Source organism: Cupriavidus pinatubonensis (assembly GCF_019602855.1).
In the GTDB taxonomy this organism is placed as follows: Bacteria; Pseudomonadota; Gammaproteobacteria; order Burkholderiales; family Burkholderiaceae; genus Cupriavidus; species Cupriavidus pinatubonensis.
Genome location: NZ_CP080766.1, coordinates 864,852 through 881,609, shown reverse-complemented (window position 1 = coordinate 881,609; position 16,758 = coordinate 864,852). Strand labels below are relative to the sequence as shown.

At 64.4% G+C, this 16,758-nt stretch carries 14 protein-coding genes; 12 read left to right on the top strand and 2 right to left on the bottom strand.

What is annotated here, in order from left to right:
- Positions 1–53: 53 nt before the first annotated feature.
- The 5 genes from K2O51_RS03935 to K2O51_RS03915 all read left to right on the top strand — a co-directional run bounded on the left by K2O51_RS03935 (position 54) and on the right by K2O51_RS03915 (position 5,494).
- Positions 54–1,334, top strand: a complete 1,281-nt coding sequence (locus K2O51_RS03935; protein ID WP_373460800.1) for a PQQ-dependent sugar dehydrogenase — start codon at positions 54–56, stop codon at positions 1,332–1,334.
- 178 nt (positions 1,335–1,512) lie between these two features.
- Positions 1,513–2,340 carry a class I SAM-dependent methyltransferase gene (locus tag K2O51_RS03930; RefSeq protein ID WP_140948778.1) on the top strand — a complete coding sequence of 276 codons (828 nt, stop codon included), beginning with the start codon at positions 1,513–1,515 and terminating at the stop codon, positions 2,338–2,340.
- Between the two features lie 251 nt (positions 2,341–2,591).
- A complete protein-coding gene (locus K2O51_RS03925) occupies positions 2,592–3,941 on the top strand; it encodes a DUF1214 domain-containing protein (protein WP_220630513.1) in 1,350 nt (449 codons plus the stop codon).
- 231 nt (positions 3,942–4,172) lie between these two features.
- Complete coding sequence (locus K2O51_RS03920) at positions 4,173–4,535, top strand: hypothetical protein (protein WP_011299622.1); 363 nt, start codon at positions 4,173–4,175, stop codon at positions 4,533–4,535.
- 92 nt (positions 4,536–4,627) lie between these two features.
- Entirely contained in the window at positions 4,628–5,494 is an 867-nt protein-coding gene (locus K2O51_RS03915) for a LysR family transcriptional regulator (protein ID WP_011299623.1), read from the top strand.
- Between the two features lie 15 nt (positions 5,495–5,509).
- Here K2O51_RS03915 and K2O51_RS03910 read toward each other — a convergent pair whose 3' ends face one another.
- Entirely contained in the window at positions 5,510–5,749 is a 240-nt protein-coding gene (locus K2O51_RS03910) for a hypothetical protein (protein ID WP_140948776.1), read from the bottom strand.
- Positions 5,750–6,115: 366 nt separating this feature from the next.
- Here K2O51_RS03910 and K2O51_RS03905 point away from each other — a divergent pair, with 366 nt between their 5' ends.
- The 7 genes from K2O51_RS03905 to K2O51_RS03875 all read left to right on the top strand — a co-directional run bounded on the left by K2O51_RS03905 (position 6,116) and on the right by K2O51_RS03875 (position 15,976).
- Positions 6,116–7,273: an acyl-CoA dehydrogenase family protein gene (locus tag K2O51_RS03905; RefSeq protein ID WP_220630512.1), complete on the top strand. Its 1,158-nt coding sequence runs from the start codon at positions 6,116–6,118 to the stop codon at positions 7,271–7,273.
- Between the two features lie 293 nt (positions 7,274–7,566).
- Entirely contained in the window at positions 7,567–8,949 is a 1,383-nt protein-coding gene (locus tag K2O51_RS03900; protein WP_425332977.1) for a TolC family protein, read from the top strand.
- Entirely contained in the window at positions 8,933–10,141 is a 1,209-nt protein-coding gene (locus K2O51_RS03895) for an efflux RND transporter periplasmic adaptor subunit (RefSeq protein WP_011299627.1), read from the top strand. The genes K2O51_RS03900 and K2O51_RS03895 overlap by 17 nt, the downstream gene beginning before the upstream one ends.
- Positions 10,142–10,154: 13 nt before the next feature.
- Complete coding sequence (locus K2O51_RS03890) at positions 10,155–13,274, top strand: efflux RND transporter permease subunit (protein WP_011299628.1); 3,120 nt, start codon at positions 10,155–10,157, stop codon at positions 13,272–13,274.
- Between the two features lie 226 nt (positions 13,275–13,500).
- A complete protein-coding gene (locus K2O51_RS03885; protein ID WP_011299629.1) occupies positions 13,501–14,079 on the top strand; it encodes a hypothetical protein in 579 nt (192 codons plus the stop codon).
- A 77-nt stretch (positions 14,080–14,156) separates the two neighbouring features.
- Positions 14,157–14,360 carry a CsbD family protein gene (locus tag K2O51_RS03880; RefSeq protein WP_041680104.1) on the top strand — a complete coding sequence of 68 codons (204 nt, stop codon included), beginning with the start codon at positions 14,157–14,159 and terminating at the stop codon, positions 14,358–14,360.
- Between the two features lie 197 nt (positions 14,361–14,557).
- Positions 14,558–15,976, top strand: coding sequence for a sensor histidine kinase (locus K2O51_RS03875; protein ID WP_041680105.1), 1,419 nt, complete (start codon positions 14,558–14,560; stop codon positions 15,974–15,976).
- Positions 15,977–16,056: 80 nt separating this feature from the next.
- Here K2O51_RS03875 and K2O51_RS03870 read toward each other — a convergent pair whose 3' ends face one another.
- Complete coding sequence (locus tag K2O51_RS03870; RefSeq protein ID WP_011299632.1) at positions 16,057–16,554, bottom strand: acyl-CoA thioesterase; 498 nt, start codon at positions 16,552–16,554, stop codon at positions 16,057–16,059.
- Positions 16,555–16,758 lie beyond the last annotated feature (204 nt).

Genomic DNA, 16,758 nt, shown 5'->3' with positions numbered 1-16,758 from the left:
GTCTTTCCGTGTCGCGTTCGCCGGCGAACGCCATTGCCGCGGTCGCCATCGCCATGGCCCTGGCCCTGGCCGGGTGCGGCGAATCGGCAAAGCTTCCGTCGGAAGCGGGCTTCGGCCCCACGCCGCAATTGCCGCCGCCCGATAAGACGCTCATTCCAACCATCCATATCGCACCTGCAAAAGGGTGGGCGGACGGCGCGCGGCCGACGGCTGCCGAGGGTTTGTCCGTGGCGGCGTTTGCCGACAAGCTCGATCATCCGCGCTGGGTCTACGTGCTGCCCAATGGAGACGTGCTCGTTGCAGAGACCAACGCGCCGCCGAAACCGGATGACCACAAGGGCATTCGCGGCTGGGTCATGAAGAAGGTCCAGGAGCGCGCGGGTGCGGGCACGCCCAGCGCCAACCGCATCACGCTGCTGCGGGACACCAATGGCGACGGCGTGGCCGACGAGCGTTCGGTATTCCTCAAGGACCTGCACTCGCCGTTTGGCATGGTGCTCGTGGGCAATGACTTCTACGTGGCCGATACCGATGCCGTGCTGCGTTTTCCGTACCAGCCAGGACAAACCAGCATCACGGCATCCCCGCAAAAGGTAGTGGACCTGCCGGCAGGCACGATCAACCACCACTGGACCAAGAACATCATCGCGAGCCCGGATGGCAGCAAGCTCTATGTGACGGTCGGTTCAAACAGCAATGCGGGCGAGAACGGCATCGACAAGGAGGCAGGCCGCGCCGCGATCTGGGAGGTGGATCGCAAGACCGGACAGCACCGCATCTTCGCAAGCGGCCTGCGCAATCCCAACGGCATGGCGTGGGAACCTTCAAGCGGTGCACTGTGGACCTCGGTCAACGAGAGAGACGAAATCGGCAGTGACCTCGTGCCCGACTACATCACTTCAGTCAGGGATGGCGGCTTCTATGGCTGGCCATACAGCTACTACGGCCAGCACGTCGATACGCGCGTCAAGCCGCCCGCGCCCGACATGGTGGCCAAGGCGATCGTGCCGGACTATGCGGTCGGCGCGCATACGGCATCGCTCGGCATGACCGGGGCCGTCGGCAACAGCCTGCCCGCGCGGTTTCAGCACGGCATGTTCGTGAGCCAGCACGGTTCGTGGAACCGCAAGCCCTTTGCTGGATACAAGGTGATCTTCGTGCCGTTCGACAACGGCCGTCCCAATGGCGCGCCGTTCGACGTTCTCACCGGCTTCGTCGGCCAGAACGGCGACGCGCAGGGCCGCCCGGTTGGCGTTGCAGTCGACAAGCGTGGAGGCCTGCTTGTGGCGGACGATGTCGGCAATACCGTATGGCGGGTGACCGGCGCGAGATAGCGGCTGACTGACCGGCGGTGCGGCGGCGCAGCGCGAACGGCGGTTGCGCGGTGGCTGACCGCGTGGCCCGTGATGACTATACTTCGCCTGTCTGGCGACCGGCGTGCCGGGGGGGCGCGCGCGCCAGACAGGGCGGCAGGCCAGCGCCCCGCAGCGAATTTCGCCAAGGGAGGGTGCAATGGATCACACGGGGGAGAGTTTCCGTGATTTCGAGCTGGCCGGCTGGGAAGATCCCGGCGTCGTCAGCCGCTACCACGAGCAGCTCACGGTCGTCACGACGCAATCAGTCGATGCCTTGCTCGACAGCGCGCACGTCGGCAGCGGCCAGCGCGTGCTCGATGTGGCCAGCGGCGCTGGCTATGTTGCCGCTGCTGCGGCCCGGCGGGGCGCGGACACGGTCGGCATCGATTTCTCTGCCACGCAGGTGGAGCTGGCACGCAAGACCCATCCAGGCCTGCACTTCGAACAGGCCGATGCGCAGGACCTGCCGTTCGATGCGGACAGCTTCGACGCCGTGGTCAATGGTTTCGGCATGTGCCACCTGACCGATCCGGACCAGGCGCTGCGCGAGGCATTCCGCGTACTGCGTCCCGGCGGGCGCATCGGCTTCACGGTGTGGGACGCGCCCGAACGCGCGATCGGCTTCGGCGCCGTTTACGCGGCGATCCGGGCCTATGGGTCGATGGATGTCGGCCTGCCGGCCGGCCCCAACTTCTTCCAGTTCAGCGATCCGCCGCAATGCATCAGCGCCTTGCAGAACGCCGGCTTCACTGGCGCAGCCTGCAGGCAGGTGCCGCAGCTGTGGCGCTTCTCGGCGCCCGACCAGCTCTTCGACGCGCTGGCACAGGGCACCGTGCGTGCCGCGGCCACCATCCGTGCGCAAAGTCCCAAGGCGCGCGATGAGATCCGGGCCGTGCTGCGCGGCACGGTTGCGTCGTACATGAAGGGCAATGACTTTGTCGTGCCGATGCCGGCGGTGCTGGCGTGGGCGGAGAAGCCCGCGTAACCCACGTAACCCGCGCCGCAGATCCGCATTCTTGCGCCGTCGCCTCTGCCGGCTAACCGGGAGGGGGCCTGCGGGACGTGCCGCCAGGCCGGGGGCGCCGAATCCCATTTCAGGCAATTCGCCGAGCCGAGCGTTTTTTCTGGCGGCTGCCTTGATTGTGTTCCGCAAAACACATCCAGACGCACGGAGTGATTGCGCAGCGCGACAAGCTGGCGCAATCTGTGGCATCCCGAGTCCGCCAGGAGACGCGCATGCGACCCCACGCCGCCCTGTTGACCGTCACGGTTGCCGCGTTGCTGTGCGCGTGCGCCCACAAGCAGGAACGCCACAAGCAGGAACCTGTGCCGTCGGCAAGCACGACCGCCGACCAGGACGTGGCCGACGCCTATGTCTACCTGCTCGGGCGCCTGCTGGTATTGCGGCAGGAGCAGGTCGATTTCCAGAAGGAGCGCTTTCGCTGGAACGAGATGCGGCACCGGGACGTTGGCGGCGTGAGCTGGGCCAATCCCAATCTCGACGTGGTGTACAGCGAAGCGTGGATCGGCGTGGACGAACGCACGTGCATGGTGTTCAGCGTGCCGCTGATCAAAGGGCGTTACTACACCGTGCAGTTCCTCAATGGATGGGGCGAGACGGTCGCCAATATCAACCAGCGCAACTATCCGCAGCGGGCGGCAGCGCGCTACGGGCTGTGCCTGAAGGGTGCGAGCGTAGAACTGCAGCCCGATGTCCACCGCATTGACCTGCCTGGCAAGACGGCGAGGGTGCTGGCGCGTGTCGAGATCGGCAAGAACCGCAAGCAGGCGGTGCAGTTGCAACGCCAGATCCAGATCCGCATGACCGGCACGCCGCGCATCGATCCGGTACCGGCCACGCCGGCGTTTGCCAATACGCGGTTGCCGGGCGTGGAGGCATTCGATTCGGCCGCCCTGGCGCTAGACTCGGAGCCCGACATCAATCCGGGCATGGAGCCGTTGCAGGCGCGCGTGCGCCAGATCGCGGCGGACGTGGCGGCCGATCCGGCCCAGCGCGAACGCATTGATCGGGTGATCCGCGACAAGGCGATCCCGCAATTCATGCAGTCGCTGACGACGGAGATCGGGACGGCGCGCAACGGGTGGGCGCGGCCCACGGTCGTCGGACAGTACGGGAGCGACTACAAGGCCCGCACACGGACCAACTTTGCCGGCATCTGGGCCAACACGGCGCAGGAAGTCGTGTACTTTCAGGGCGTGACTGACGGCGAGGGCGGGCGGCTCAATGGGGCCAATACCTACACGATGACCTTCCCGAAGGCCGACCTTCCGGCGGCCCACGTGCGGTACTTCTGGTCGGTCATCGCGGTCGATGCCGTCAATTTTCGGGTGATGGAGAATCCGAAGAAGCGCTACCTGCTCAACAAGGAGTCGCGCCTTCAGTACGGCAGCGACGGCTCGCTGACGCTGTACTTTGCGCCGGCGAAGCCGTCCGGCGCGCCGGATGGCAACTGGTTGCCGACGCCGGGCGGACAGGATTACCACCTGACGTTCCGCACGTATGGACCTGATGCTGCCGTGAGCGGCGGCAACTGGTATCCGCCGCCAATGGTGCGGCCCCGGTAGCGCTACCGCTATCGCTATCGGTATTGACATCGCTCACCGGTTTGTTGGTCCGCAGCCAACACCCCAAACGGCGCCTGTTGGTGCCGTTCGTTCTTCTGGCAGCCCGCGAGTGACGCAATACGTGCGGCAGGCCCCATTCTGTCCGTGGCACGGTCATTGCGAAATAAGCCTCGAGCGCGGGGCCAACGCTCGATGTCCCAACCGGAGCGATGGCTCCCCAGGAGAACCGCAATGACCACCCATACCGAATCCCAAGAGCCGCAGCCGCGCGCCCGTACCGTACTGCGCCGCGCGCGGCGTGCCATGATCCTGCTGCGTGTGCTGGGCATGTGCGCAAACAGCGTGGCGCTGGCGCAAGGCACCTTGCCGGGCCCATCCGCCGTCACGCCCGAACAGAAGTTTCCGTCAGGCTATCTTGAGGCCGTGGCGACCGGTTATGACAACGGCCAGGCCATGCACCCGGCTGAAGGCATGGCGCCATTGCGTCCGCGCGCCGCTGCCACGCGTGTCGAACTGCCGCCCGTGTCGTCGCCGATGGGGCAAGTACGTGCCGTCACGACTGCCGCGCCAGCGCCTGCTGTCCCCGCAAGGTGAGTGGCGCGCCCTCCGCCCGGGCATGGTAAGGTTGGCAGCCACGCCGCCGTGCGGCGCATGGCACTCCACCTGTCCAGCCCGCTTCGTTTTGCATGGATATCGAACTTGCCCGCACCTTTCTGCAAGTGGTACGGACCGGCAGCCTTCTCGCGGCGGCCGACAAGCTGCATGTGACGCAGACCGCCGTCACGGCGCGCATCAAGAGCCTGGAATCGCAACTCAACTGCCGGCTGTTCGACCGCAACAAGGCAGGCGCCAGGCTGACGGCCGATGGTCAGCGCTTTCTCGGGTATGCCAGCCAGCTCGTGCAGACTTGGGAAGCGGCATGCCGAGACCTGCCGCTGCCCGCTGGACTCGGCAGCATGCTGACGTTCGGCGCGGAGATCAGCCTGGGTAACCCCCTTGTGCTGTTGTGGGCTACGCGCCTGCGCCAGCAGATGCCGGATCACGCAGTGCGCGCCGAAGTCGGCGATGGCGCGGAATTACAACGCAAGCTGCAGTCGGGCACGCTGGACGCCGCGCTGGTCTACCAGCCGGAATACGCGGCTGGCCTGCACGTCGAGCATCTCATGGAAGAGAAGCTGATCCAGATCCGCTCCACGCAGCGCGCTGGATCTTATGTCTATGTCGACTGGGGGCCAGAATTCCGCCGGCAGCATGACAGCGCGTTGCCGGGGTACGCCAGGTCATCGCTGTACTTCAATCTCGGGCCGCTGGCGCTGCAGTACATCCTGCAATATGGCGGCAGCGGCTATTTCCGCACGCGGGTTGTGCAGAGCTATCTGGACAGCGGCGTGCTGGAACGCGTCGAGGACGCATCGGAATTCTCGTATCCGGTATTCCTCGTCCATGCCGGTTCGCCAGGGAGACAAGCCCTGGACGACGCGGTCCGGATTCTCCACGACATCGTGCGTGAAGAATCGGACTGGTCGCAGCGCTGGGATTTTCCGCTGTCTTGAAGGGGGCCGAGACGCTCAGGCGCGCACCGGCACCAAGCGCGGGACGGGATGCGCGGCCGGCAAGATGCGCAAGCGCCGGATACGCTTGCCGCCGCCACGGCGCTTTTGCGTCGCTGCGCCCAGACCGGCATAACGCCCATGCTGCTGGGCGCGTTCGAATACCGGTTCCGGCACGGCCATGCCGATCAGGTACGTCACCGTCGCGCCAAGCGCCATCAGGCCGAGCGCCCCGGCAATCCACAGGGTGACTTCCATTTCCCGCTCCATGTCGATGTTTTGTATGCATTGAGTATCGGTGCGGGCGGATGGAATGATTAGTGAAAGTTATGTTGGTTTCATATCAAAAACTCTGCATTGAAGGCGTTTTTGGTTCGTGGCGGCATTGATCAATGCGCAGATAAGTCCTTCCGGACTGGCTACCCATTTTTCCCGCCTTGATCCCGACGTGTACTTGCCGGCGCTACTCGCAGAATTTCCGGTCTCAAGGCGCTAGGCTGTTTTTCGATGCACCCTTGCCCAGCACGGCGCACCCAAAATCATCCTTTCCGACGAACCTGACAACGGCCGCAAGGCCGACACTGGTCCGATTCCGTCAGCCAAAAACGAGAAAGGAGACAACCCATGCAACGCCTAATCTTCGACGCCGAACACGAGAGCTTTCGCGAGTCCGCGCGCCGTTTCTACCAGCGCGAGGTTGGTCCGCACGGCGAGCGATGGCGCGAGCAGGGTTGCGTGGACCGGGACGTGTTTCGCAAGGCTGGGGACCAGGGCTATCTGCTGATGTGGGCGGACGAGAAGTACGGCGGCGCGGGCGTGGATGACTTCCGCTACGAACAGATCCTGATCGAGGAAAATGCGCGCCATGGCGATACGGGTTTCTTCGGCACGCTGCATTCGCGGCTTGTGGCGCCCTATGTCGGCCGCATCGGCAACGAGGAGCAGCGCCAGCGTTTGCTGCCGGCCGCGGCGCGCGGCGAGAAGATCTTCGCCATTGCGATGACCGAGCCGCAGACCGGCTCGGATCTGGCCGGCATACGCACCCGCGCGGAGGATAAGGGCGACCACTGGCTGCTCAATGGCGCCAAGACCTATATCTCGAACGGGCAACTCGCCGACTACGTGGTCGTGGTGGCGCGCACCGATCCGGAACGCAGCCATGGGCTCGGCCTGTTCATCGTCGAGCGCGACATGCCCGGGTTCCAGCGCGGACGCAAGCTGCGCAAAATGGGCCTGCACTCGCAAGATACTTCCGAACTCTTCTTCGATAACGTCAGGGTGCCGAAGTCCAATGTGCTCGGCGAACCGGGACAGGGCTTCCGCTATCTGACGCGCCACCTGGCCGAGGAGCGGCTGATCGGCGCCTGCGGCTACATGGCGTCGGCCCAGGTGGCGTTCGATATCACGCTGGATTACGTCAAGGAGCGCAAGGCGTTCGGCCGGGCGATCGGCACGTTCCAGGATTCCCGCTTCAGGCTGGCGGAGTTGCGTGCGCAGCTCGACGCACTGCAGACCTTCGTCGACCAGTGCGTGCTGCAGCACAACGCCGGCACGCTGACAGTCGAAACCGCGGCTTCGGCCAAACTACTGACTTCGGAACTGCAGGGGCGGGTGGTCGACGAAGGCGTTCAGTTTCACGGCGGCGCGGGTTATATGGAGGAGTACCGCATCTGCCGCATGTACACCGATGCGCGAATCTCCCGAATCTATGCGGGCAGCAGCGAGATCATGAAAGAGATCATCGGCCGTAGCCTTGGACTCGATGACCGGGCGAGGGCATAGCGACCTCGCTGTCATGAATGCACCTATATGGTGCATTCTGTGGGCCGAGCTACTGGGATTTTCCCTTGATTTTGCGTTTTCGCAGCAATTAACGTAGTTTTTTGCAAGGATGAAAGCGCTTTGTAATCCGATTCGGTTTGAATGCGGGCGGGAGATCGTGCGAAGGTCCCGTAGATAGCGGATAACACGCGACGGGAACGCGCCAGATGACGAAATATCGTCAGTTCGGTGCACCAATCGGCGGGCACGGTCGTTTACCTTTGACTGTTGTCGAACCCGAGCCAGATCGAACCGTGCCTTTTCCTGTTTCAAGCGCTACTGCTGCCGCCATCCTGGCGGCCGTGGCCGGCCTGACGGCCCCGTTGGCCCACGGGGCGAGCCAGCCGCTGCCGCCCGATGGGCCCTGCCTGCCGCCGCCCCCGAAGGCCACCCTGACCCTGGCGCAGGCGCGTCAGGATGCTCTGCGCTGCAACCGCGACATCATTGCCGCGCGCCGCGGCGAGGAAGCGAGCCAGGCGGATATCCAGATCGCGTCGCAGCGCCCGAATCCCGTGTTGAGCGTTGGTGTGCAGAACATCAATCCGCACGCCGGCGTCGGCTCCGGCAACCTGCGCAGCAAGACCGTGGATTCCACGTTCCGCATCGACCAGCTGATCGAAACCGCGAACAAGGGCAACCTGCGCAAGGACGCCGCGCAGAAGGCGAGCGTGGCGGCCGGCGAGGCCGTGCAGGCCGTGGTGGCCCAGCAGACCGGCGCCGTCGAGCAGGCGTTCTACGATGCCGTGGTAAGCCAGGAGCGCGTCCAGGTGCTGAGCGAGACCGTAGCGCTCTATACCCGCACGCAGCAGGCTAACGAGACTCGCCTGAAGGCCGGCGACGTGTCGCGCGCCGACGTGACCAAGCTCCAGCTCGACAACCTGCGTGCGCAGAACGACATGCGCCAGGCCATGGCCGACCATATGCGCGACAAGGCGCAACTGGCCCAGGCCATGGGGGTGCCGGGCACGCTGGCCGACAACCGCCTAGTGGCGGACTGGCCGTCGCTCGACGAGCCGACCCCGCCGGTCGATCTCGAAATTGCGCAGCGCCGCCCCGACGTGACCGCGGCCGAGGCCCGTCTGGCTGCCGCCGCCTCGGCGCGTGACCTTGCCCGTGCCGGCCGCGTGCCCGATGTGACCGTGGGTGCGCAATACGAGCACTACCCGATTTCCGAAACCAATACGAACGGCAGCGGCAACAGCTACGGCGTCTTTGTCTCGATTCCGCTGTTCGTGCGCCACAGCAATGGCGGCGAAGCGCGCCGCGCCGAGGTCGACTATTACGCCGCGCTCGACGATCGCAACCGCGTGCTGCTCGAGGCGCAGAATGAGGTCGAACGCTTGCGCAACCAGCTCGAAGCCGCACGCCTGTCGCTGAGGCAGATGCGCGAATCCGTCGTGCCCGCCGCCGAATCGGTAGCAGGAAGCGCCGAATTTGCCTATACGAAGGGCGCAACCGGCGTGCTCGACTTGCTCGATGCACGCCGCGCGCTGCGCCAGACCCGGCTGGACGCCACCAATGCCCAGGGCGACTACGCCAAGGCCCTGTCGGCTTACCGCACGGCGTTGCAGTCCACCACCACTCCCGTCAGCTCCATCCCGAATTCCCAGGTCCGTACCGATGCGCCGCGTCCCTAATCTGCTGTCCGAAGTGTTTCGAGTTTCTCCCGCCGGCCTGCCTGCGCGCGTGGCCGCCTTGTCCCTGTGCGCGCTGGCGCTTGCCGCTTGCGGCAAGGAAGAAGCGCCCAAGGCCGATGACGAGCCCAAGGTCACGGGCGAAACCGTCCAGTTCCCGGCGAGCGTGAAGACTCTGCCCGGCATCGCGGGCGAAGCCGCCCGCACCGGTGGCCAGCGCATGCTGAACCTGCCGGGCCGCCTGGGGTGGAACGAGGACAAGACCGTGCGCGTCTCCACGCCGTTTGCCGGCCGCGTGACGGAAATCCTGGTTCAGCCGGGCGCTACGGTAAAAGCCGGCCAGCCGCTGGCAAACCTGACCTCGTCGGACTTTGGCGTGGCCCAGGCCGATGCGCGCAAAGCTGCCGCCGACAATTCGGTCGCAGCCAAGGCGCTGGCGCGCCAACGCGAGCTGTACGCAGCAGGCGTGATTGCCCAGAAGGACCTGGAGCAGTCCCAGGCCGACGCCGCACGCACGGCGGCCGACCTGGCGCGCACGCAGGCGGCGCTGCGGCAGTACGGCGGCGCGGCTGGCGACGGTGCCAACCGCTTCTCGCTGCGCAGCCCCATCGACGGACTGGTGGTGGAGCGCAACATCAACCCCGGCATGGAACTGCGCCCTGACCAGCCGCCCACCGCGCCGCTGTTCCTGGTAACCGATCCGACCACGCTGTGGGCACAGGTCGATGCCGGCGAGGCCGACCTTGGCCTGTTCAAGCCCGGCGTGACCGTGCAGCTCATCTCTGCCGCCTATCCGGGCGAGACCTTCCCTGGCACCGTGGTGAAGATCGCCGATTATGTCGACCCGACTTCGCGCAGCATCAAGGTGCGCCTTGCCGTGCCCAATGCCGACCGCCGGCTCAAGGCCGAGATGTTCGTCACGGCCCGGCTGCAGGCGGCGTCGTTCCAGGGTATTGCCGTGCCGTCCAAGGCAGTGTTCCTGGCCGACAACCGCAACTATGTATTCGTGCGCACCGCGCCCAACACCTTCGTGCGCCGTCCGGTGAAGCTCGGCGTGTCGTTGCCTGGTGTCAGCGAGGTGGTTGACGGCATCAAGGATGGCGAAACCGTGGTGACCGACGGCAATCTCTACCTGCAGGACATCCTGCGCGACGCCACCGCCGTCAACAACGCGCGCGCTGCGGCCAAGCAATAAGGACGGCCGCCAGATGATTTCGCGTATCGTCAATTTTGCCCTGCACCAGAAGCTGTTTGTCTGGCTGGGCCTGCTGATCTTTGTGGGCGGCGGCCTGGCCGCGTTCAAGAACCTGCCGATCGAGGCCTTCCCGGATGTGTCCGACATCCAGGTCAACATCATCACGCTCTACCCCGGCCGCGCGGCCGAAGAAGTGGAGCGCCAGGTGACCATCCCGATCGAAACCGCGATGGCCGGCACGCCGAATTCGGTGCGCGTGTTCTCGCACACGCAGTTCGGCCTGTCGTTCATGATGGTGACCTTCAACGACAAGGCCACCGACGTGACCGCGCGCCAGCAGATCCTGGAACGCCTGCGCGGCGTGGACCTGCCGGACGGGGTGCATCCCGACCTGGCGCCGCTGTCCACGGCAATCGGCGAAATTTACCGATTCCGACTGACCGGCAAGGGCTACACCGCGCAGGAACTGCGTACGCTGCAGGACTGGGTGGTCGAGAAGAACCTGCGCCAGGTGCCTGGCGTGGCCGACCTGGTGACCATTGGCGGCACTACCAAGCAGTATGAGGTGAACCCGAACCTGGCGCGCATGCGCGACGCCAAGATATCCCTGTCGCAGCTGTTCACCGCGCTGCAGCGCGCCAACTCCAACGCGGGCGGCGGCGCCGTGGCACACGGCCGACAGCAGTTCCTGCTGCGTTCGCTGGGCAGCTTCCGTACCTCGGCCGACATCGCTAACGTGGTGGTGGCGGAGAACAACGGCACGCCGATCCTGGTCAAGGACATCGCCGATGTGAAGATCGGCGCGGCGCCGCCGCAGGGCCTGATGGGGCAGGACGATGAAGACGACATCGTCTCGGGCATCGTGGTGATGCGCAAGGGCGAGAACCCGTCGCTGGTGCTCGAAGCGCTCAAGAAGAAGATCGAGCTGCTCGACGACCAGATCCTGCCCAAGGGCGTGAAGATCGTGCCGTACTACGATCGCTCCACGCTGATCGACAAGACACTGCACACGGTGTTCGGCAACCTGGTCGAAGGCGCGCTGCTGGTGATGGCGGTGCTGTACCTGTTCCTCGCCAACGTGCGCGCGGCGGCCATCGTCGCGCTGGTGATCCCGCTGGCGCTGCTGTCGACGTTCATCGGGCTGACGTGGGTCGGCATCCCGGCCAACCTGCTGTCTTTGGGGGCGATGGACTTCGGTATCATCGTCGACGGCGCGGTGATCGTGGTCGAGAACATCTTCAAACGCCTCGGCGAACTGAAGGAACAGCAGATCCAGGACAGCAAGGCGCGGCTCTACGCGATCCTGCAGGCCACGACCGAAGTCGGCCGTCCGACCGTGTTTTCAATGGTGATCATCATCGCCGCGCACATCCCGATCTTCACGCTGCAACGGCATGAAGGGAAGATCTTCGCGCCGATGGCCTACACCGTGACCGGTGCGCTGGTCGGCTCGCTGATCATCTCGCTGACGCTGGTGCCGCTGCTGTGCCACCTGCTGCTGAAGAAGAACATCGCCCACGACGACAACTTCGTGGTGCGCCATTGCAAGCGGGTGTACGAGCCGATGCTGGCCTGGGCGCTCGACCACAAGAAGATGGTGGTCGGCGTGGCGCTGGGTTTGCTGGTGGCGACCGTGGGCGTAGGCAAGTTCCTGGGCAGCGAATTCCTTCCCGAACTCGACGAAGGTTCGATGTGGGTCAGCTTCGACCTGCCGGCCTCGGTTTCGATCGACGAGGCACGCGACCAGGCGCGCAAGCTGCGCGGCGTGATCCGTAAGACGCCGGAAGTCAACACCACGATTTCCAAGGTGGGTCGTCCCGATGACGGTACCGATCCGAAGCTGATCAATACCGTGGAAATTCTTGTCGACCTGAAGAACGACAAGCAATGGCGCGCGGGCTACGACAAGCGCAAGATCATCGAGGAGATCAACCACAACTTGCGGCAGCTGCCGGGCATCGAGCCCAATTTCTCGCAGCCAGTGCGTGACAACATCCTCGAGTCGATCTCGCAGATCAAGGGTCAGATCGTCATCAAGGTGCAGAGCGACAGCCTGCAGCACAACAAGCAGGTGGCGGACCAGATTCTCGCCAACGTGCAGTCAGTCAAGGGCGTGATGCGTGCGTTCATCGACCGTGACGGCGAACTGCCGCAGTACGTGCTCGAGTTCGATCGTGCCCAGGCTGCGCGCTACGGCATCAACGTGGCCGATGTGCAGGACCTGATGGAAACCGCGCTGGCCGGCAAGGCTGCGACGGAGCTGTGGGAAGGGGAAAAGCACTTCAGCGTCGCTGTGCGCCTGAAGCCGTCGGAGCGCGAGTTGCCGAACCTGCCGAACATCTTCATGCAGACCGCCGATGGCGCGCAGGTCCCGTTGTCGCAGCTGGTGACGTTCCGTGCCGCCTCCGGCGCCATGAACATCAGCCGCGAAAACGGCCAGCGCACGACGTCGATCGGCATCTTCATCCACGACCGCGACATGGGCAGTGTGGTGAAAGACATGCAGGCCCTGGTCAAGAAAAACGTGAATGCTGAAGACGTCAAGATCAGTTGGTCGGGCGAGTTCGAGAACCAGGAGCGCGCCATGGCACGGCTGTCGATCGTGGTGCCGTTGTCGGTGCTGGTGATCTTCCTGCTGCTGTTCAATGCGTTCAAGTCGTTCAAGAGCGCCACGCTGATCATCTCGAACATTCCGTTCGCGCTGATCGGCGGCGTGTTCGCGCTGTTCCTGACGGGCATTCCGCTGTCGGTGTCGGCGGCCATCGGGTTTATCGCGCTCTTCGGGCAGGCCGTGCTGAACGGGGTGGTGATGGTGACCTACTTCAACCAACTGCGCGATGAAGGCATGCCGGTGCGCCAGGCCGTGCTGACCGGATCCATGGACCGGCTGCGCACGGTGCTGATGACGGCGCTGCTGGCCATGCTAGGTCTCTTCCCGATGGCGATTTCTCGCGCCATCGGCGCGGAAACCCAGCGGCCGCTGGCGATCGTGATCATCGGTGGCCTGATTACCGCCACGATGCTGACGCTGATCGTGCTGCCCACGCTGTATGAATGGATGGTCGGAAGAAACTGGCCGGACGAGGAAGTCGACGAGCCGAACAACCGGTTGTCGGATTCGCTGTCATCCTGATACCTGATTTCCCCGATGTAACAAGGCCCGTCCCCCAAGGACGGGCCTTTTTCTTTGGGCGCCGTGGCGTTTCCTGTCGGAATCCTCTGACGCACCTTTCGGAACCCCACTTCTGCATGTCGCACGGCACAAAACCTAACCTGAACACATGCAGTAAGGCGGGCAGCACCCCGCTGTCGGCTGTGCCGGCAAATCCCGCCAATCATTCACTTGGAAGGAGCCCGACATGATGAAGAAATGGCTGTCAGCAGCAGTATGTTCGATGATGTTCGCCGCCCCCGCAGGCTTCGCCGTGGCCCAGACCCACACCGGTTCAAAGGCCGATTACGACACTGCGGTCAAGCAGGCCAACGACAATTACAAGGCGGCCATGGGCAAATGCGATGGCATGAAGGGTAATGCCAAGGACGTGTGCAAGGCCGAAGCCAAGCGCGACCGCGATGTCGCCAAGGCCGACGCCGAGGCAACTCGCGATGGCACGGAGAAGGCGCACGCCAAAGCCCTGAAGACCAAGGCCGACCGCGACTATGACGTAGCCAAGGAAATGTGCGACGACAAGTCCGGCAACGACAAGGACGTGTGCAAGAAGGACGCCAAGACCGCGCATGAGAAGGCGCTCGGCGAAGCCAAGGTAGAGAAGGCAGCTGCGACCGGTACGCGGACCGATGTCGCCGAGGCGCGCCGCGATGCCCGCAAGGACACCACCGACGCTGCTTACAAGGCTGACAAGGAACGCTGCGATGCCATGACCGGCGACAGCAAGGACAAGTGCCAGGCTGACGTGAAGGCGAAGTACGCGCGCTAATCCGGTTCTGACAGATGCCGGCATTCGCCACCATCGCGGAACATCGACGACCCATCGACGACCTCAAGGAGCACCACATGAACTGGGAACAGATCGAAGGCAAGTGGGACCAGGCCAAGGGCAAGATCAAGGAGAAGTGGGGCAAGCTCACCGATGACGACATCGCCCAGATCAACGGCAAGCGCGACCAGCTCGCCGGCCGCATCCGCGAGCGCTACGGCTACACGAAGGAACGCGCCGAAGACGAGATGAAGGCCTGGGAAAACGACTCGCGCTGGTAAGCGTCGGCATCCCACTACAGGGCGGCGGCCGGGTACGAAATGTATCCGGCCGCCGCCCTGCTGTTTTGGCAATCCCCGGGTAGTAGGGGGTGCGTTAAGCGCAGGTTAGCTCAGAATGCAATCAAATGATGCACGCCGCAGCCTGTCGCGACTTAATATGTCATGTTGCTTCGGAGACACCCCTAATCGCGCCACGCATGTACGCCGCCCTGCCAGCCTTCGTCTCGTCCACCTTTCTTGGTTACGGCCTTTATGTGCTCGTGACCAAGGGCGTGACGCGCGTGTCGGCGTCGTTCTTCCTGCTGTGCGTGACCACGTTTGCGTGGCAGGGAACCTGGGTCTTCCTGTTCCAGGCCGAACATCCCGACGTGGCGACGCTGCTGGCGCGGCTCGGCTACCTGTTCATCCTGTTCCTGCCGACCACGTATTACCACTTCATTGCCGAAGTCACCGAACGGCGCCAGGAACGGCCGATCCTGCTCGCCTCATACGGCATGAGCCTGCTGCTTGCCGTGATGCTGCTCACCAGCAACAAGGTGGTGGCGGGCTACTACACATACTTTTTCGGCGACTATCCGAAGGCTGGACCCCTGCATCCACTGCATCTGGTGCAGACCGTCCTGGTCGCGATGCGCAGCGCATGGATCCTCTTCGAAGCGCGCCGAAACGCCACTGCGGAACGCCGCAAGCGCTATAACCTGTGCCTCGTGGCGGTGGTGCTCTACTCGATCGCGGCAGTCGATTACGCGGTCAACTATGGCTACGCCTTCTATCCGCCTGGCGTGGTGTTCGTGGCGCTGAGCCTTGGCATCCTCGCGCTGAGCGTGGTGCGCTACGACCTCATGCATCCGTATTCGCTCGCCGCCACGGTCGCACACGAAGTGCGCACGCCGCTCGCGTCGATCCGCATGCAGGCGCAGGAAATGGCGCGGACCTGGCCGGAAGTGCTGCAGGGCTATCGGCTCGCCGTCGAACATGGGCTGTGCGAAGACCGCATGCGCCCGGGGCAGCTCGAACGCGTGTCCAGCCTTGTGGGCGCGATCACCCGCGAGGTTGATGGCACCAGTACGGTCATCGACATGGCGCTGGCCTCGGTCACGCTCGAGCGGCTGGACCGCAGCACGTTCGCACCGCATGGCATCGGCGAATGCGTACACGAGGCGCTGGAGCGCTATCCGTTCCAGGGCGACGACAGGGTGCGCGTGCAGGTGCGTGGCATCGACGACGCCTGGCGCTTCGTGGGATCGGACACGCTGCTGGTCTACGTCCTGTTCAACCTGCTCAAGAACGCACTACATGCGATCCGCGCCCGGGGTGACGGTAGTATCGAGATCGCAGGCGCGGCCGAAGGCCCGTACCACGTCGTGCGCTTCCGCGACACCGGCTGCGGCATTCCCGCCAATGTGCTGCCGCGCATTTTCGACCCGTTCTTCTCGACCAAGGCCCATGGCAGTGGCGCCGGCCTGGGGCTGGCCTTCTGCCGCCGCGCGATCGAGTCGTTCGGCGGCCGCATTGAATGCGAGTCCATGCCGGGCTCCCATACCACCTTCACGCTGAAGCTGCCGCGCTTCACGCCCATGGCGGACAGCCAGTTGCGCGCCAGCGCCGCCGGCTGACCAGTCCGGCGGCGCTGTGCTTGCGTATCGGCCAGCGGCTTTGCCCAGCCGCCGGCCTTAACTAGCTGCTTCGCAGGCCCTTAGCTGGCCAGCCCCGGCAGCACCAGTTCATATTCCTTCACGCGCTCGATGATGCCGTGCGGGAAGCGGCTGATCCGCTTGTCCCGGTCGGCAAAGACGATCTGCTGGTAGCCCAGCGAGACCGGCTTGCCGCCGACGCAGAAGCGGAACAGCAGATATGCCGAGCACTGCTTTACCTGGAACGTGTTCAGGTAGCAGTCCACGCGCTGGAACGGGAACGTTTCCTCGACATACTCCTGGTGCGCGCGCTTGGTCACGAAGACGCCGCCGGCGGCCAGCAGGTTGTCATGGATGCATTCGTGGAACCAGCGTTCCCGGCAAATGCCCTGCCATTCGAAATAGCGGGCAAAGTAGGTGTTCATGAAGGCATTCGAATCCTTGAGATAGATATCGATAGCGTGGTGGAACGTCTTCTGCGGGGGTGTCTCCAGCAGGTCCTGCGTCAGCATGGCAGTACCGCGGTTCAGCACTTGGGGGATCACGTCTCGCATCAACATGGATTGACTCCTGAGAATGACTGCGAAGCGGCAGTCGCGCATGCCCCGGGGAAGGTCGGGGCATAACGCATTCTGGCCGCTTGCCGCATTGCTTAGGCGCAAGGATGTGGTGACTTTGGCACTGTCATGACACCGGCCACGGCTGTGGTGGCGCCGGGCCGTCGGCCGACATGGCGATGGAAAGACGTGCGCGGGCAGGGCGTC

What these genes read in the sequence shown, in the direction of transcription:
- K2O51_RS03935 (WP_373460800.1), top strand. Translation starts at nt 54, where the DNA reads ATGGCCCTGGCCCTGGCCGGGTGCGGCGAATCGGCAAAGCTTCCGTCG.
- K2O51_RS03930 (WP_140948778.1), top strand. Translation starts at nt 1,513, where the DNA reads ATGGATCACACGGGGGAGAGTTTCCGTGATTTCGAGCTGGCCGGCTGG.
- K2O51_RS03925 (WP_220630513.1), top strand. Translation starts at nt 2,592, where the DNA reads ATGCGACCCCACGCCGCCCTGTTGACCGTCACGGTTGCCGCGTTGCTG.
- K2O51_RS03920 (WP_011299622.1), top strand. Translation starts at nt 4,173, where the DNA reads ATGACCACCCATACCGAATCCCAAGAGCCGCAGCCGCGCGCCCGTACC.
- K2O51_RS03915 (WP_011299623.1), top strand. Translation starts at nt 4,628, where the DNA reads ATGGATATCGAACTTGCCCGCACCTTTCTGCAAGTGGTACGGACCGGC.
- K2O51_RS03910 (WP_140948776.1), bottom strand. Translation starts at nt 5,749, where the DNA reads ATGGAAGTCACCCTGTGGATTGCCGGGGCGCTCGGCCTGATGGCGCTT.
- K2O51_RS03905 (WP_220630512.1), top strand. Translation starts at nt 6,116, where the DNA reads ATGCAACGCCTAATCTTCGACGCCGAACACGAGAGCTTTCGCGAGTCC.
- K2O51_RS03895 (WP_011299627.1), top strand. Translation starts at nt 8,933, where the DNA reads ATGCGCCGCGTCCCTAATCTGCTGTCCGAAGTGTTTCGAGTTTCTCCC.
- K2O51_RS03890 (WP_011299628.1), top strand. Translation starts at nt 10,155, where the DNA reads ATGATTTCGCGTATCGTCAATTTTGCCCTGCACCAGAAGCTGTTTGTC.
- K2O51_RS03885 (WP_011299629.1), top strand. Translation starts at nt 13,501, where the DNA reads ATGATGAAGAAATGGCTGTCAGCAGCAGTATGTTCGATGATGTTCGCC.
- K2O51_RS03880 (WP_041680104.1), top strand. Translation starts at nt 14,157, where the DNA reads ATGAACTGGGAACAGATCGAAGGCAAGTGGGACCAGGCCAAGGGCAAG.
- K2O51_RS03875 (WP_041680105.1), top strand. Translation starts at nt 14,558, where the DNA reads ATGTACGCCGCCCTGCCAGCCTTCGTCTCGTCCACCTTTCTTGGTTAC.
- K2O51_RS03870 (WP_011299632.1), bottom strand. Translation starts at nt 16,554, where the DNA reads ATGTTGATGCGAGACGTGATCCCCCAAGTGCTGAACCGCGGTACTGCC.